General features: G+C 50.9%; 10 protein-coding genes. 5 read left to right on the plus strand and 5 right to left on the minus strand.

Translation table 11 applies throughout. The features are described 5' to 3' along the window. The 5 genes from ABUA47_RS15875 to ABUA47_RS15895 all read left to right on the plus strand — a co-directional run. Window positions 1-653: UDP-N-acetylglucosamine 2-epimerase (locus tag ABUA47_RS15875; protein WP_349831749.1), on the plus strand; the 653-nt coding region annotated here is incomplete at its 5' end. Window positions 654-952: 299 nt separating this feature from the next. After that, complete coding sequence (locus ABUA47_RS15880) at window positions 953-3,538, plus strand: DUF5686 and carboxypeptidase-like regulatory domain-containing protein (RefSeq protein ID WP_035448288.1); 2,586 nt, start codon at window positions 953-955, stop codon at window positions 3,536-3,538. A 12-nt stretch (window positions 3,539-3,550) separates the two neighbouring features. Next, window positions 3,551-4,822, plus strand: coding sequence for a replication-associated recombination protein A (locus ABUA47_RS15885; RefSeq protein ID WP_005828284.1), 1,272 nt, complete (start codon window positions 3,551-3,553; stop codon window positions 4,820-4,822). Window positions 4,823-4,912: 90 nt separating this feature from the next. Beyond that, window positions 4,913-5,869 (plus strand): D-2-hydroxyacid dehydrogenase, encoded by a 957-nt coding sequence (locus ABUA47_RS15890; protein WP_035448286.1) that lies wholly within the window; start codon window positions 4,913-4,915, stop codon window positions 5,867-5,869. Window positions 5,870-5,878: 9 nt separating this feature from the next. Beyond that, window positions 5,879-6,964, plus strand: a complete 1,086-nt coding sequence (locus ABUA47_RS15895; RefSeq protein ID WP_005828281.1) for an endonuclease/exonuclease/phosphatase family protein — start codon at window positions 5,879-5,881, stop codon at window positions 6,962-6,964. A 99-nt stretch (window positions 6,965-7,063) separates the two neighbouring features. Here ABUA47_RS15895 and ABUA47_RS15900 read toward each other — a convergent pair whose 3' ends face one another. From ABUA47_RS15900 to ABUA47_RS15920, 5 genes are all read right to left on the minus strand, one after another. Next, a complete protein-coding gene (locus ABUA47_RS15900) occupies window positions 7,064-10,465 on the minus strand; it encodes a TonB-dependent receptor (RefSeq protein WP_005828280.1) in 3,402 nt (1,133 codons plus the stop codon). Between the two features lie 108 nt (window positions 10,466-10,573). After that, window positions 10,574-12,850, minus strand: a complete 2,277-nt coding sequence (locus ABUA47_RS15905; protein WP_035449245.1) for a sensor histidine kinase — start codon at window positions 12,848-12,850, stop codon at window positions 10,574-10,576. Between the two features lie 192 nt (window positions 12,851-13,042). Then, window positions 13,043-14,362 (minus strand): Na+/H+ antiporter NhaA, encoded by a 1,320-nt coding sequence (gene nhaA / locus ABUA47_RS15910; protein WP_005828276.1) that lies wholly within the window; start codon window positions 14,360-14,362, stop codon window positions 13,043-13,045. Between the two features lie 39 nt (window positions 14,363-14,401). Continuing rightward, window positions 14,402-16,183 carry a translation elongation factor 4 gene (gene lepA, locus ABUA47_RS15915; RefSeq protein WP_035448284.1) on the minus strand — a complete coding sequence of 594 codons (1,782 nt, stop codon included), beginning with the start codon at window positions 16,181-16,183 and terminating at the stop codon, window positions 14,402-14,404. Between the two features lie 124 nt (window positions 16,184-16,307). Continuing rightward, the gene (locus tag ABUA47_RS15920) at window positions 16,308-16,508 is read right to left on the minus strand and encodes a winged helix-turn-helix domain-containing protein (RefSeq protein ID WP_005828272.1); all 201 of its coding nucleotides are present in this window, start codon (window positions 16,506-16,508) and stop codon (window positions 16,308-16,310) included. Window positions 16,509-16,778 lie beyond the last annotated feature (270 nt).

Genomic DNA, 16,778 nt, shown 5'->3' on the forward strand with positions numbered 1-16,778 from the left:
TCTTCACCGCCGGCATGGTGGCCAACCGCAACCTCAACCAGGAGGGCATGATACCCGAATATATCCACTACGTGGGCAACATACTGATTGACACCATCCGTTTCAACCGCCACCGCCTGGTGCAGCCCATGTGGTTCTCCAGCCTCGGCCTGCGGAAAGGGAACTACCTGCTGCTCACCCTCAACCGCCGCGACCTGCTGGAGAAGAAAGCCGTACTGCACTCCCTGCTCCAGACCGTCATCGAGAAGGCCGGCGGCATGCCTATCGTCGCCCCGCTACACCCCTACGTGCAAAAGGCGGTGAAGTCGCTGGAAGTGAATGCTCCCAACCTGCACATCCTGCCTCCGCAGAGTTACCTGCACTTCGGATTCCTCATCAACCAGGCACGGGGCATCGTCACCGACTCGGGAAACATCGCCGAAGAAGCTACCTTCCTCGACGTCCCCTGCATCACCCTCAATACCTATGCCGAGCATCCCGAAACCTGGCGCATCGGTACCAACGAGCTGGTAGGCGAAAATTCCTTCGCTCTCTCCGCCTCGCTCGACAAGCTGCTGCACGGAGAATGGAAGCACACCACCCTGCCCGACCGCTGGGACGGACGAACGGCGGAACGCATCGTACAGACACTACTGAACGGCAACAATTCATAATCCTCCATAAACTCTATCCCAAGCTTGCAAACGTCTATCCCAAACCTACGGACGCTTATCCCAAGCTTGGGTCTTTCTATCCCAAGGCTTGGGATAGAACTTTATCCATACGTTGTGCAACTTTATCCTTTATATCCGGCAACTTTTCTATAAGGCTTCTGTACGTTTTTTATCTGTATCCGGTAAACAAGACATACGACTTTCACGTTCATTTAACCATATCTCCCGTTTCTTTAGTCTATATTTGCTTCTTGATTAACCTTAATTTGTTAACTTTGCGCCCGAATTATCTGTAACTTATGAAGCAAAGATATACAATTTACGCCCTTTTCCTGCTGTCACTGTTCGTCTCCATCAGCGCATCCGCCCAGATAAAGGGTGTCATCACAGACTCCCTCACGAACGAACCGCTGATGTACATCACCGTACAGTATGAAGGGAAAGGTGTAGGCGGCATCTCCAACGCAAACGGTGAATACCAGGTGGAAACCCGCAAAGGCTGGGATGAGCTGACGTTCTCCGCCGTAGGCTATATCACCAAGAAAGTAAAACTGAAACCCGGCACCCGGGTGCTGAACGTCAAACTGCAATCGGATGACATCATGCTCTCCGAGGTCGTGGTGAAGCCCCAAAAGGAGAAATATTCCCGCAAGAACAACCCCGCCGTGGAGTTCATGAAGAAGGTCATCGAGAACAAGAAGGCGCTGAAACTGGAAGAGAACGACTACTACCAGTACCAGAAGTACGAAAAGATGAAGATGTCGCTCAACGACGTCACCCCTGACAAAATGGAAAAAGGCATCTACAAGAAATTCTCCTTCTTCAAAGACCAGGTGGAGGTATCACCCAAGACCAACAAAATGATTCTACCCATCTCCATCAAGGAGACGGCCAGCAAGACCATTTTCCGTAAAAGCCCCAAAAGCGAAAAGACCATCATCGAAGGTATGAACTCCACCGGTATCGAAGAGTTCTTCAACACCGGAGACATGCTGGGGACCATCCTTACGGACGTATTTTCCGACATCAACATCTATGACGACGACATCCGCCTGCTGCAACGCCGCTTCGTCAGCCCCATCGGCCGCGGAGCCATCAGCTTCTACAAATACTACTTGATGGACACGCTCATGGTGGATAGGCAGGAGTGCGTGCACCTCACCTTCGTTCCCCAGAACCCACAGGACTTCGGTTTCACGGGGCACCTCTACGTGGTGAAGGACTCCACCTATGCCGTGAAGAAATGTACCATGAACCTGCCCAAGAAGACGGGTGTCAACTTCGTGGAAAACCTCGACATCGTGCAGCAGTTCGAACAACTGCCCGACGGAAACTGGGTGCTGACCGATGACGACATGACCGTGGAACTGCACTTTGTGAAAGGCATCCAAGGCCTGGAAGTGCAACGGACCACCAAATACAGCGACTATCAGTTCACGGAGATAGAACCCCGCCTCTTCCGCCTGAAAGGAAATGTCATCAAGGAGGCGAACATGCTTGCCAAGAGCGACGAGTATTGGGCGAAAGTGCGCCAAGTGCCCCTCACCAAGAAGGAGAGCACGATGGACGTATTCATGAACCGCATCGAACAGATTCCCGGCTTCAAGTACGTCATCTTCGGGGCGAAAGCCTTGATTGAGAACTTCGTGGAGACGGGCAGCAAGAACCATCCCAGCAAGTTCGACTTCGGCCCTATCAATACAATGATAACCAGCAACTACGTCAACGGCACGCGCTTCCGTCTGAGCGGCATGACGACCGGTAACCTCGACCCGCATTGGAGCCTAAGCGGTTACGGTGCCTACGGAACCAAGGACAAGAAATGGTTCTACTCCGGGCAGGTGGCCTATTCCTTCAACAAACGAGAATACGTATTGTGGGAGTTCCCGAAGCACTACATCGCCTTCAAGTACACCTACGACGTGATGTCTCCCATGGACAAGTACCTCGCCACGGACAAGGACAACTTGTTTGTCGGTTGGAAATGGACTACGGTAGACCAAATGTCCTACATGCGCGACGCCACGCTGACCTACGAGCTGGAGACCAATACCGGCTTCTCCGTACAGGCCATGGCACGCCACCGCAACGACCAGCCTGCGGGGCAACTGCAATACTGGAAGAACAACGGAGAAACACCCGGACAGTGGGATGAAAAGAATACGCTGGTGCACGACATCACCACTACCGAGCTGGGTGTGACCCTGCGTTACGCTCCTGGTGAAACCTTCGTCAACACCAAACAGCGCCGCGTGCCCGTATCGTTGGATGCGCCCACCTTCACCCTCTCCCACACCGCCGGATTCAAGGGCGTGCTGGGTGGAGAGTACAACTTCAACTTGACGGAAGCCAGCATCCGGAAGCGCTTCTGGCTCGGCTCGTGGGGCAAGCTGGACGTAACGGCACGTGCCGGTGCGCAATGGAACACCGTTCCCTTCCCCCTGCTGAACCTACCGATGGCGAACCTCTCGTACATTACGCAGAACAACGAGTCCTTCAACCTCATCAACAACATGGAGTTCCTGAACGACCGTTACGCCTCCCTCAACCTAAGCTACGACATGAACGGAAAACTCTTCAACCGCATCCCGCTCATCAAGAAGCTGAAGTGGCGCGAGATGTTCCGCATCCGTGGTCTGTGGGGCACGCTGACGGACAAGAACAACCCATACAAGAGCAACAATCCCGACTTGTTCCTCTTCCCCATGCGCGACGGTGTACCCACCAGCCACGTCATGGGCAAGACTCCCTATGTGGAAGCCAGTGTAGGTATCTACAATATCTTCAAGCTGCTCCACATAGAATATGTACGCCGACTGACCTATACGGATATACCGGGAGTGAAGAAGGGCGGTATACGCTTCATGATATTAATGATTTTTTAAGAGTTACATACTATGCAACCATTAGCAGAACGGCTTAGACCAAGAACATTAGATGAATATATCGGTCAGAAACATTTAGTGGGACCGGGTGCAGTGCTGCGTAAGATGATTGATGCAGGACGTATCTCTTCGTTTATCTTATGGGGCCCTCCGGGAGTGGGAAAGACAACCCTGGCACAGATTATCGCCAACAAGCTGGAAACCCCTTTCTATACACTTAGTGCCGTGACCAGCGGTGTGAAGGATGTACGCGACGTGATAGAGCGTGCCAAGAGCAACCGCTTCTTCTCGCAAGCCAGTCCCATCCTCTTCATCGACGAGATACACCGTTTCAGCAAGTCGCAGCAAGACTCGCTGTTGGGAGCCGTGGAGCAAGGCACCGTGACGCTGATAGGCGCCACCACGGAGAACCCTTCGTTCGAGGTCATCCGCCCGCTACTATCCCGCTGCCAGCTCTATACCCTGAAGTCACTGGAGAAGGACGACCTGCTGGAACTGCTGCAACGCGCCATCACCACGGACACCGTGCTGAAGGAACGGAAAATAGAACTGAAAGAAACCACTGCCATGCTCCGCTTCAGCGGAGGAGACGCCCGCAAGCTGCTCAACATCCTCGAACTGGTGATAGATTCCGAAGCCACCGACCCTGTCCTCATCACGGATGACATGGTGACCGAACGCCTTCAACAGAACCCTCTTGCTTACGATAAGGATGGCGAGATGCACTACGACATCATCTCCGCCTTCATCAAATCCATTCGCGGCAGCGACCCGGATGGCGCCATTTACTGGCTGGCACGCATGGTAGAAGGCGGTGAAGACCCTGCCTTCATAGCTCGCCGCCTCGTCATCTCCGCTTCCGAAGACATCGGACTGGCCAACCCCAACGCGCTGCTGCTTGCCAACGCCTGCTTCGACACGTTGATGAAAGTGGGATGGCCCGAAGGACGTATCCCCCTGGCAGAAGCCACCATATACCTTGCCACCAGCCCCAAGAGTAATTCAGCCTATATGGCCATCAACAATGCCCTGGAACTGGTACGCGAAACGGGCAACCTCCCCGTCCCCCTGCACCTGCGCAATGCGCCCACCAAGCTGATGAAGCAGTTGGGCTACGGCGAGAAGTACAAGTACGCCCACGACTACCCCGGCAACTTCGTCAAGCAGCAATTCCTGCCCGACGAATTGAAAGACCGCCGTATCTGGGAGCCACAACTCAACCCTGCCGAGCAGAAGCACAAGGAACGGATGCAGCAACTCTGGGGAGAGGAAAAGAAATGGTAAACTATCAATTAAAATTAAAAATTAAAAGTTAGAGATTAAAAGTCGGATACAGAAAATCCCCACAACAAATAACTTATAACTCATAACTCCATGAATATAGTAGTATTAGACGGCTATGCCGCCAACCCCGGTGACCTTTGCTGGGACGAATTGCAAGCCTTGGGCGAGTGCACCATCTACGACCGCACCGCCCCTGCGGAAGTATTGGAACGCGCCGCTGGTGCAGAAATCCTGCTGACCAACAAAACCGTGCTCACCGCCGAGCACATGGCGGCACTGCCCGAACTGAAATACATCGGTGTGCTGGCTACCGGATACAACATCGTAGACACCGCCGCTGCCAAAGAACGCGGCATCATTGTCACCAATATTCCCGCCTACAGCACCGACTCCGTTGCCCAGATGGTCTTTGCCCATATTCTGAACATCACCCAGCAAGTGCAACACCACTCTGAAGAGGTGCACCGGGGCCGCTGGACAGCAAGCAAGGACTTCTGCTTCTGGGACACGCCTCTCATCGAACTGCGCGAAAAGAAGCTTGGAATCGTAGGCCTGGGCCACACCGGCTTCACCACCGCCCGCATCGCCATCGGCTTCGGTATGAAGGTATGTGCCTACACCTCCAAGACCAACTTCCAGCTTCCTCCCGAAATCCGCAAGATGGAGCTGGACGAGTTGTTCCGCGAATGTGACATCATCAGTCTGCACTGTCCCCTCACCGACTCCACCCGCGAGATGGTGAATGCAGAACGGCTTCGGTTGATGAAGCCCACCGCCATTCTCATCAATACCGGACGCGGCCCGCTCATCAACGAACAAGACCTTGCCGACGCACTTAACAACGGTACCATCTATGCCGCCGGCGTAGACGTACTCTCGCAAGAACCTCCCCGTGCCGACAATCCGTTGCTCTCCGCCCGCAACTGCTACATCACTCCGCACATTGCCTGGGCAAGCACCGCCGCGCGCGAACGCCTCATGCAGATTATGCTCGAGAACATCAAGGCCTACCAAGACGGCAAGCCGGTGAACGTAGTGAATAAATAAGCAAACAACATGGGAAAGTCCGCCGTAAAAGGTCTGTTCTACATCTGTCTGATAGCAGCGACATTCGTCTTGGCCACCATCACCATAATGGCAGCCTTCTCAGGAAATGTAGCTCCGGTCGATTCCGTCATCATGCCATTACTGGGGCTGGCAGTGCCCGTACTCCTGATTGTCAATCTGATAACGGCACTCTGCTGGGCATTGGCCCGTAAGCGCTGGGCACTGGTTCCGCTGGTGGCATTCTTCTGCAACTGGGGATATCTGACGTCTGTCTTCCAGCTCCACCTGCCGAAAGACAAAACCCCGGCAGGCAAGTATCTGAAGATAGCCACCTACAACATACACAACTTCGGAGGTGAGATTACCGGTTATTCCTGCAAGGAGATAGCCCGGTACATGCAGCAGGAAGGCGTGGATGTGCTGTGCTTCCAGGAGTTCGGAGACAACAGCGACTTCCCCACAGACAGCATACGGCGCGTACTCTCGCATTGGTCACACGCGCTCATCCCTTCTGAAGACTCCGTCAAGGGCGTACTGCCTATCGCCGTATTCAGCCGCTATCCATTGGCGAACCACCGTTTCATCACTTACCAGCACAGCTCCAACTGTAGCATGATGTGCGATGTAGTGATGGGTACGGATACCATACGTCTGATAAACAACCACCTGCAGACCACCAGCGTTAGCCAGAAGCGCAGGAAGTGGGAACGCGAGCTGGCCACCGACGACACCCGCCGCGAAGTCCAGGCAGCCAAAGATGCCGCAGGCACCCTGCACGAAAACTTCATGAAGCGGGCCACGCAGACTTACGTCATCAGCCACTACGCTAAGACCAGCCCCTATCCCGTGCTGCTATGCGGCGACTTCAACTCAATACCTTCCTCCTACACCTACCATCATTTGAGGAAAACCCTCAAAGACGGATTCCGCACTGCCGGAAACGGATACATGTACACCTACCGCTATGCCAAACGCATGTTGCGTATTGATTACATCTTCCACTCCCCTAGCTTGAAGGGTATCGAATACTACTCTCCGGACCTGGATTTGTGCAGCGACCACAATCCAGTGATTATGGAGGTTGAAATACAATAAAGTAAAGAAAGCCAAAAATAATAAGGGCTGTCCCGGAAATCCCGGAACAGCCCTTGCCTTATCATATTCTGCCATTCAACGGAGGTTATCTGCACCCGATTAGTTGAACACGTAACGGATACCGACTTGCAACTTCCAGCATTCGCTGTAGTTCTGATAGGTGTCGTAAGTCTTGGTAGGATATTCACCGTTCACCTTATACATGGAGAATACCGGAGTCAGGTCAGTGGCGCTCTTCACCCCTTCATACTTCAGGATTCGGTTGCTGTTGGAAACGGTATTGGTCTTGGAGATACCCCATTTGGAGTTGATGAGGTTACCCACGTTCATGATGTCAAAACTCAACTGGAAGCAATGCTTGGTCTTGCCAATCTTGAATTCGAAATCCTCCAGCAGACGGAAGTCAAAGCGGTGCACCCACGGAGCGCGGGCAGCATAAGCCTCGGCATACTGTCCTTTGTGATTCTTCAAGTACGAATCCTGCTCTACGAATTTCCAGAAGGCAACGCGGTCTTCCTCTGTCTTGAAGTTGATTTCACTATCGTCCTTCGGAATGTACATCAAGTCGTTGTTGATACCATCGCCGTTCATGTCGTTGGTGTAGCAGAAGCTGTAACCGCCGGAAGAATAGCCGGAATAGAACAGATTCAGGTGTGTGCCGCGAAGCAGGCCTTTGTGTCTGAAGGGGATGTAGTAGCCCACAGAAGCAATCACCTTATCGGGAACCACATACTGTGACCGTTGTGCATCCACATAATTGGAACCATCAATCGTGTTCAATCCCTGCCAAGTGGAGATAGGGTCGCTGCCCGGAAGACCGGAAACTTCTTTGGACTCCGTGTGCGTATAGGCCAGCATCAGCATCAAGTCATCCACCGGCTGGGCATTCACCGTGATGTTTGCCGTATAGCCGTAGCCTTTGGATGTATTGTCGAGTACCACGGCATTCTTGCCATTGTAATGCACGAAGTCGCCTGCATATTTCACATTCTTGTCGGGGTTGTCATAAAGAGAATAAGAGTACACCATGCGGTTATCCGCACCATTGAAACGTTGCATACCCGTATGCAACAGTTCCGTAGTTGTCACGTCTTTTCCATCAGCGCCCTTGACGGTGGTCAGCTTATTGTACTTCCATTCGTCGGGGTTCTTGATATTGATGTTGTTGATGGTAACGGCATTCACATTCTTCGTGAACATGAACTCTCCCGTCACGGTCAAGGGGAAAGATACGGGTACCTGATAGTCCACCGCGATAGACGACTTCCACACCTGCGGCATCTTGAAGTCCTGAGCCACACCGGAAATCTTGCTTCCCGCCACGTGTTTCTCAATCGTGGTGGGGAGGTTGAACTTGTCGATTATCTGGTTCATGTCCGTAATCATGCCGCCTGCCAACTGGTCCAGACGGGAATCATGGCCCACCACCTTTCCATTGTCATATTGGGTCTTAAAGGTAACGGAGTTCTGTACCATAGAAGCATTGGTCGGCATATTGGTGAAGAAAACCAACGGCAGACGTCCGGTAAACACACCCGTACCTCCACGTACTTTCAGCGACTTGTCCTTGAACACGTCCCAAACGAAACCTATACGGGGAGAAATCTGCCATCTGGAATCCGGCCACTTGCCAGTGTCGATGTGCTGCCCGTCGAAGTCAAGCTCATAGATGGCATCGTTTCTCTGGAGGTCGTCGTTGTCGAACATCAAGTTGTCGAAACGGATACCGTAGGTCAGTTTCAGACTGTTGCCGAGGTTCCATTCATCCTGGGCATAGAAACCAAGCTGGTTGAAGGTAACCTGAGCATTGGGGTTGGCCACACCGTTGAAGCCATAAGTCAAAGCGAATGATTCGGGAGCTGCGCCACTCAGGAAATCTTCCAGACTGTTATAGCGGTAATATCCCGTACCGTTACGCATATAGGCGTTGTTGGCAAACTGGTGCTCATAGCTAAGACCTGCCGTCAGCTTGTGGTTACCGGTGAAGAAGGTGAAGTTATCGGTAATGTTCGTAATCTTGTTCTTCACACCGTTGTTGTAGGTGAACAACTCGTAACCGGCGCTCATGTACGGTTCCAGAATCTGGTTTCCATTCTCGTCCTTGCCTGCCATGATGTCGATGAAGGGGAAAGGAGAAGAATTGGTGCCGCGCATGTCCTCTATATTGGTGTAGGTGAACAGCAACTGATTGGAAATCTTATCGGTGAAGCGGCTGTTCAAATCTGTCGCCCAAGACTGCACCTTGTTGTCCATGGAATACATGCTGTTGGCAAACGCCATAGACTGCGTACCTACGCGATAAGTATTGTTCAAGCGATATCCCGTATCGGAAGAGTTACCGTTCGGGGCATTCCAAGCCGTATTCTTCGTATTGTTGTAGCGGAGGCTCAAGCGATGGCGGTCCGTGATGTTCCAGTCGATGCGGGCCAGAATCTTGGTGTTCTCCTCGTCAGCAGGAAAACTTGTGTAAGAGCCTGCGTCGTAGCCGTACTTGTCCTTCAGATGGTTGTACACCTTCTCCATATCCGACTTCAGCGTACGGGACACCATACCTTTTGCCTCTTCACCGTCCTCACGCGCGCGATACTTTATAACCTCTCCCGGAGTCTTCTCCTTTTCGTAGTTTACGAAGAAGAACAGTTTGTTCTTGATGATAGGACCGCCCAGCGTGAAGCCGTAGGTAGTCTTGGACTCGTCGGAACGTGCTCCCAGGTCCTCGCCGTTGATGCGGTTACCGCGCATGTCCTGGTTGCGGTAATAGGTATAGGCAGTACCTCTGAACGTGTTCGTACCACTCTTGGTAATGGCGTTGATGCCGCCGCCTATGAAGTTCGTCTGGCGCACGTCGAAGGGAGCCACCACTACCTGCACCTCTTCGATGGCATCCATGGAGATGGGGTTGCCGCCGCCGGGGAGGTTGGAACTAAGTCCGAAGTTATTGTTGAAGTTGGCACCGTCGATAGTGAAGTTCGTGGAACGTCCGTCACCGCCGGCAAAACTCATGCCGTTGGCATAGGGAGAAAGGCGGGCAATGTCACTGATGCTGCGGTTCACGGTGGGAAGCTGCGTTATCTGTGCAGAAGAGATGTTGGTAGTGGCACCCGTCTTTTCAGCAGTGAACTTGGTCTTGGCAGCCGTCACAATCACTTCGTTCAGCAACTCGGAAGATTCACTCATCTCTACGTTCAGGTTGTATACCTCACCCAGCTGAAGGGTGATGTCCTTATAAATAACCGTCTGATAGCCGATATAGGAAATCTCCACCCGGTAGGGACCACCAGTGCGCATACCCTGGATAGAATAGCGTCCATCGACGTTGGTCACGGTTCCGTAGCGCGAACCGGAAGGCTGATGAACAGCCTGTACAGTGGCGCCGATAATGGGCTCATTACTTGCATCCGTCACCTTACCTGCCATAGAGGCGGTGGTGACCTGCGCATTTACACCTACGGCAGCCAGTAGCAGTAACGCTGTCAGTGCAATTCTTACTCTCTTTAACATAATGTCTTTTAAATTAGTTCCTAAAACGTTATATTTCTTAAAACACTGGCAAAGATACGCAAAATTATATATAAGAACATTACAATATGATTACATTTTTTTAAGGATTTATTCAATACAAGGCAGCACCACCGTGAAACGGCTTCCACGAGCTTCCTCGGAGCGGAGTTCGATGCGTCCTCCCATCTTTTCGACGATGAGCACACAGATGGACAAGCCTAGCCCGACGCCTTGGGAAAACTCGCTACGCTTGTAGAAACGCTCAAAAATCATCTTCTGCTCGCTGTGCGGAATGCCTATGCCGGTATCTTCCACATAAAGATGTACCTCGCTCATGCCGGACGGACAACAATACCCCAGCTGGATGCTGCCTTCTTTCGTAAACTTGTTGGCATTGTTCAGGAAGTTGGTGAGTACCTGTGTCAGTCGCATGGGATCTACATTCACCTGCACATCTTCGGGAGGGAAATCCTTGAGGAACTGCAACGGCGGCTGGATAAGCAGGCTATGCGTCTGATAGACGTCATCGAGCAGCTGGCGCACACTCTCCCGCTGAAAGATGAACGAGAGGTTACCCGACTCGATGCGCGACAGTTCCAGCACATCGCCCACCAGTTTCAGCAGCAGTTTGGTATTGGTGTTGATAATGTCCACAAACTCCTGCCGCTCTTCGTCGGAGAACTCCGGCTCGTTAGCCAGCATGTCCGAGAAGCCGACAATGGCATTGAGCGGAGTGCGTATTTCGTGACTCATGTTATTGAGGAACGACTGTTTCAGTTCGGCTTGCTCCGCAAGCTCGCGGGATTCTATCAGCTCCTGCTCGTGGTCTTTCAGTTCCTGGATGTTCTGCAGCAGTCCGGCTATGATGGGTGCGTGTCCGGGGGTGTGGATGGTATTGTAGCTGAACTCCCACCACTGGAACTCGCCGGTGAAGTTACAGCGGTACTGTCCCTTGTGGTGCGTACGTTCGTGCCTTGACGCTATGTTCTTGCGGAAAACGGGTAAGTCGCCGGGATGGATGTAGGGAGTGATTTCATTGAGCAGAAGACGACCGGAGCGGTGGTGAATAAGCTCGCAGAACTGCGAGTCGCAGGACACGGAATCTCCCTCCAGTCGCCAGGCGTAGGTAGAATTTCCTTCGATGGCCAGGCAGAGGGTCTCATGCTCGTAGAGGAGGTTTCGCAGTGCCTCACGCTTGCGCCTGCGTTCGTGCAGTAGGCTGAAAGAGAGCAAGACTATCACCGTCAGCACGAAGACAGCGCCCAGAATGGAGCCTACGAGTATATGGTAACGATAGCGCTCCGAGAAAGGGATGTACATCACGGTGTACTCCACCGGAATGCTCTCGAGCGGGATGCCATACTTCTGCAGCACATGCCAGTTCAGCACGTACTGCTTGGCGCATTCCGTCACCTGCTGCCGGGGCATCCGCCCTTCGAGGCGTTCCTTGATACCGGTCGCCATGTATCTTATCTGGCTTTCCAGTGGAGTGAAATATCCTCCCAGCAAGTAGTCGGCAAAGCCGAAGCCCTCGTTGATGGTCTGAAACGTGGGATTGTCGAAGAGCATGCCCACACGCTTGGTGGTATAGTCTCGCTTGGTGTAGAGCAGCAACGTATTGTCGCCGCGTCCCAGCCACATCAGATGGCGTATCGCTATGGAGTCGCTCGTCATGCGCACAATCTTCGTGGTGTCCAGCAACACGTCTATGTTCTGCCGTTTCAGTATAGGGCTGATAGTCTCCCTCTCGCGCACACGGTGATAGGAGGAACCGGCAAAGTAAGCACCCTCGGTAGAGGTCACGATGGCGAACCCCTGCCCACGACACTGCTCATTCAACGCATGCCATATCTTGCGGTCCAGAAACACTTGTCCGTTCATCAGGCAGATGCGCGACTTTCCCATGATACTCTCTATCATGCGTATGGTACGCAAGTAATCGGGCGTGTCGGCATAGCCCGTGATGTTGGGGTATTGCAGGAGCAGAGATATGTTGGGATAGTTCACACCGCTGAACACAACGGGTATTTCATGCGCCAACGGGTGTCTGCATGCCATCAGCGCATAGGCAGCCTGGTCGTCGAGCACGGCTATCAACTCGGCTCCCCAGGCAGAGAGGTCGTCCACGAAACCGGCCATACGGAGGTTTTCTGCCTCCTCCATGTAGCGGTCGCAGTCCAGATAGTATTCGCGTACATCGCAGTCCAAGCCGAGAAGGCTGAACTCTTTTTGCAACAGTTCCAGAGCCTTCGCAGCAGGCGGATAGCCCGGCTCGAAAGAGTGTATCAGCGCAATACGCCGTGTCTCCGCATGGGCAGGGTGTGCACACACGAGGCAGAGAGAAAGAATCAATATGTATCCGGCAACTGCCTTTATGTGCTTCATATCCGGAAGGTCCTTTTCGACTTGTATCAGCAAAGATACGAATGTTTTTTAAGAATAATGGACTATTTCTTCTGTTTCTGTAACAAAGAATACGTTTTCTTAAATCATTGACACATCCCAACTTATCTTTCAGAGGATTTACCGAATATCCCTAAAGAACCGATTCTTCGTCCAGTATTCCAAAGTGGAGATCTATTTGTTCTTAACCTTCGGCAACACCGCATTCAGTACCATATATCCCAACATACCGGCAACAATCGTTCCCAGCAATACACCAAACTTCGCCTGGTTCAGCAGATCCGGATATTCTCCTGCAAAAGAAAGGTTGGCAATAAATAAAGATACCGTAAAGCCAATACCCCCCAACAAGGATACTCCGGCAACACTTCTCCAATTCATTCCCGGAGGCATTGAGGACAAACCACTCTTGACCGCCAGCCAGGTAAACAGAAAAATACCGATAAACTTGCCAAGAAGCAATCCTGCAGCCACCGCTATACTAACAGCTCCAACAACGCCACCGCCTCCACTGAACACCACACCGGCATTGGCAAAGGCAAAGAGCGGCAGTATCACAAAGTTTACCGCACCATGCAAATTGTCTTCCAGGGATTGCAAAGGACTAATTACATGATCAGAAGCGCGCTCCACTTGTTTTAGAGTGGCAATCTGCTCATTGGTCAATATAATATTATCTGATTTGGTAACCGGAAAATCACCGATAATGTCGCGGATGCGTTTAATGTATTTCCCGGCATCCAAACGGGGACGGGCCGGTATTACAAAGGCCAGTATCACTCCGGAAATAGTGCTGTGAATGCCCGACTGAAGGAACAAATACCAAATAATTACCCCGATAAGCAGGAAGAATATCTTCTGTGTCATACCGAATTTCCCCATATAGTAAAGGAAGAAATAAAGGACAGCAGCTACAATAAGATATCCGTATGCCACTTCGGAACTATAGAAAATGGCAATAACCAGAATACCGCCAATATCATCGACCACTGCAAATGCCGTCAGGAAAATTTTCAGACTCAAAGGCACCCGTTTACCCAGCAGACTGAGTACACCCAATGAAAAAGCAATATCCGTAGCCATCGGTATAGCCATACCGCGCGTTTCCGGAGTACCCTGAACGACCAGAAGTGAATAGACAATGACCGGCACCAGCATACCGCCACACGCCGCTACAAAAGGTAAAGAGGCTTTACGAAAGGAAGAAAGTTCACCCACCAGCAGTTCCCGCTTTATCTCCAACCCCACAGCCAGAAAGAAAACAGTCATCAGGCAGTCGTTTATAAACTCAATCATTTTCAACGGATGACCGCCATGGGAGAACAAATTAAAGTCTCCGATGCGCAGATGCAGTTCCTGCAAAAGAAAGCCCTGATACAGCGGAGCCATCGGCGAATTAGCAATAACGGCCGCCAAAATAGCCATCAAAAACAGCAAGATGCTCGCCGCTATATTCAGCGACGAGAAGTTTTTCACAGTACGCAAAATAATCATAAAGAAGTATATTTGATTTAAGATTTCATCCTTTCGACATCAATCCAGCTTCAAGACTGCCAGGAACGCTTTCTGAGGTACCTCCACATTACCAATCTGTTTCATACGCTTCTTACCTCTCTTCTGTTTCTCAAGCAATTTTCGTTTACGGCTCACGTCACCTCCATAACATTTGGCCGTTACGTCCTTACGCACAGCCTTAATCGTTTCCCGGGAAATAATCTTGGCACCGATAGCAGCCTGAATGGCGATATCGAACTGCTGTCTCGGAATCAGGTCTTTCAACTTCTCGCACATCCGGTGTCCCAATTCGTAGGCATTGTCAAAGTGTGTCAAGGTAGAAAGAGCATCCACCGGCTCACCGTTCAGCAAAATATCCAGCTTCACCAGTTTGGAAGGACGAAAACCGTTGGGATGATAGTCAAAAGAGGCATATCCCTTAGAGATACTCTTCAATTTATCATAGAAATCGATAACTATTTCGCCAAGAGGCATGTCATAGTATATTTCTACGCGGTTACCTGAAATATATTCCTGCTTCACCAGCTCGCCACGCTTGCCCAGACAAAGAGTCATGATAGGGCCGATGTAATCAGTGGTGGTAATCACCGAGGCACGGATATAGGGCTCCTCAATACGGTCTATCATAGTAGGGTCGGGCATGCTGCCGGGGTTATGCACTTCAGTCATATTTCCCTGCTTGTCATAGATATTGTAGGAAACGTTGGGCACGGTGGTGATAACGTTCATGTCAAATTCACGGTCAAGGCGCTCCTGCACAATCTCCATATGGAGCAGCCCAAGGAAACCGCAACGGAAACCAAAGCCCAAAGCTAATGAAGACTCAGGCTGGAAAGTCAGCGAAGCATCATTCAACTGCAACTTCTCCAAAGAAGAACGCAAGTCCTCGAAATCTTCTGCCTCGATGGGGTACACACCGGCAAAAACCATCGGCTTCACCTCCTCAAAACCGGCGATGGCCTCTTCGCAAGGACGGGCAATATGCGTAATCGTATCACCTACTTTCACTTCCTTAGAGGTTTTGATACCCGAGATGATATAGCCCACATCCCCCGTACGCAACTCCGGACGTGGCATCATTTCCATTTTGAGCACTCCGATTTCATCCGCATCATATTCCTTGCCTGTATTGAAGAATTTCACTTTATCCCCTTTACGAATCACACCGTTCACTATCTTGAAATATGCAATGATACCACGGAAAGAATTGAAGACAGAATCGAAAATCAACGCCTGCAACGGAGCTTCCTCGTCACCCTCCGGATGAGGGATACGCTCAATGACCGCAGCCAGAATCTCTTCCACTCCCATGCCTGTTTTGCCGGAAGCACGGATAATCTCATCACGCTTGCAGCCCAACAGTTCAACGATTTCGTCCTCCACTTCCTCGGGCATGGCGCTTGCCATGTCACATTTGTTGATGACGGGGATAATCTCCAAATCATGCTCAATCGCCATATAGAGGTTTGAAATGGTCTGCGCCTGCACTCCTTGCGAAGCATCTACAATAAGCAACGCTCCTTCACAAGCGGCGATGGAACGTGACACCTCGTACGAGAAGTCCACGTGTCCCGGAGTGTCTATCAAGTTCAGAATATACTTTTCACCTTTATAGGTATACTCCATTTGTATGGCATGGCTCTTGATGGTGATACCTCTTTCCTTCTCAAGGTCCATGTCATCCAGCATCTGTCCGTTAGTTACTTGTATAGTATTGGTAAATTCCAGCAGACGGTCTGCCAAGGTTGATTTACCGTGGTCGATATGGGCAATAATGCAAAAATTTCGTATATTCTTCATTGTCAATAACTATCTATTAATTGGGTGCGCAAAGATAATGAAAACAGAGCAAATAAAAAAAATGCGTTGATAACATATTCATGTACCAACGCATCTTTTTATAACATTCCAATCAATTCCTCGCTTAGTTCAGCTTTACAAACAATTCGCCTTCCACTTCAGAAGTAGAAACCTTGTCTTCTCTTAACAACCAGCCCAATCCCAGGAAGAAGTCCTTGTCAATCAGTTTAGTTGCTTTCTTGATTTGCTTGTGAGTCAAGCCATCTGTGCCATTCAGTGCAGTCCAAATCTGTCCTGCAACATTACCAGCTTTTTCTTTTAACATTTCTATTTGCTTTTAGTTAAACGTTATCCTCATCTCCAAAGATAGAGATGTCGGTGTTTTTATATCGCTGCAAAGATAGGTATATTTATGTTATACAACACGTTATTAGGCACTTTTTTTCTTACTAAGGGGTGAAAAAGTTCTTTTTTCTTACTTTGAGGACATTTTTTCCAGGTATTCGGTCCAAATTTGGGCAGCTACCTCTACCATCCTGGCACACGGGCGTTTAGCATAATACTGCTCGGTACGGGCTTCCGGAACGGACGAACC

The organism is Bacteroides sp. RTP31139st1_H2_RTP31139_211217 (assembly GCF_040227615.1).
In the GTDB taxonomy this organism is placed as follows: Bacteria; Bacteroidota; Bacteroidia; order Bacteroidales; family Bacteroidaceae; genus Bacteroides; species Bacteroides uniformis.

Coding starts and splice junctions, on each gene's coding strand:
- ABUA47_RS15880 (WP_035448288.1), top strand. CDS start 953: ATGAAGCAAAGATATACAATTTACGCCCTTTTCCTGCTGTCACTGTTC.
- ABUA47_RS15885 (WP_005828284.1), top strand. CDS start 3,551: ATGCAACCATTAGCAGAACGGCTTAGACCAAGAACATTAGATGAATAT.
- ABUA47_RS15890 (WP_035448286.1), top strand. CDS start 4,913: ATGAATATAGTAGTATTAGACGGCTATGCCGCCAACCCCGGTGACCTT.
- ABUA47_RS15895 (WP_005828281.1), top strand. CDS start 5,879: ATGGGAAAGTCCGCCGTAAAAGGTCTGTTCTACATCTGTCTGATAGCA.
- ABUA47_RS15900 (WP_005828280.1), bottom strand. CDS start 10,465: ATGTTAAAGAGAGTAAGAATTGCACTGACAGCGTTACTGCTACTGGCT.
- ABUA47_RS15905 (WP_035449245.1), bottom strand. CDS start 12,850: ATGAAGCACATAAAGGCAGTTGCCGGATACATATTGATTCTTTCTCTC.
- nhaA (WP_005828276.1), bottom strand. CDS start 14,362: ATGATTATTTTGCGTACTGTGAAAAACTTCTCGTCGCTGAATATAGCG.
- lepA (WP_035448284.1), bottom strand. CDS start 16,183: ATGAAGAATATACGAAATTTTTGCATTATTGCCCATATCGACCACGGT.
- ABUA47_RS15920 (WP_005828272.1), bottom strand. CDS start 16,508: ATGTTAAAAGAAAAAGCTGGTAATGTTGCAGGACAGATTTGGACTGCA.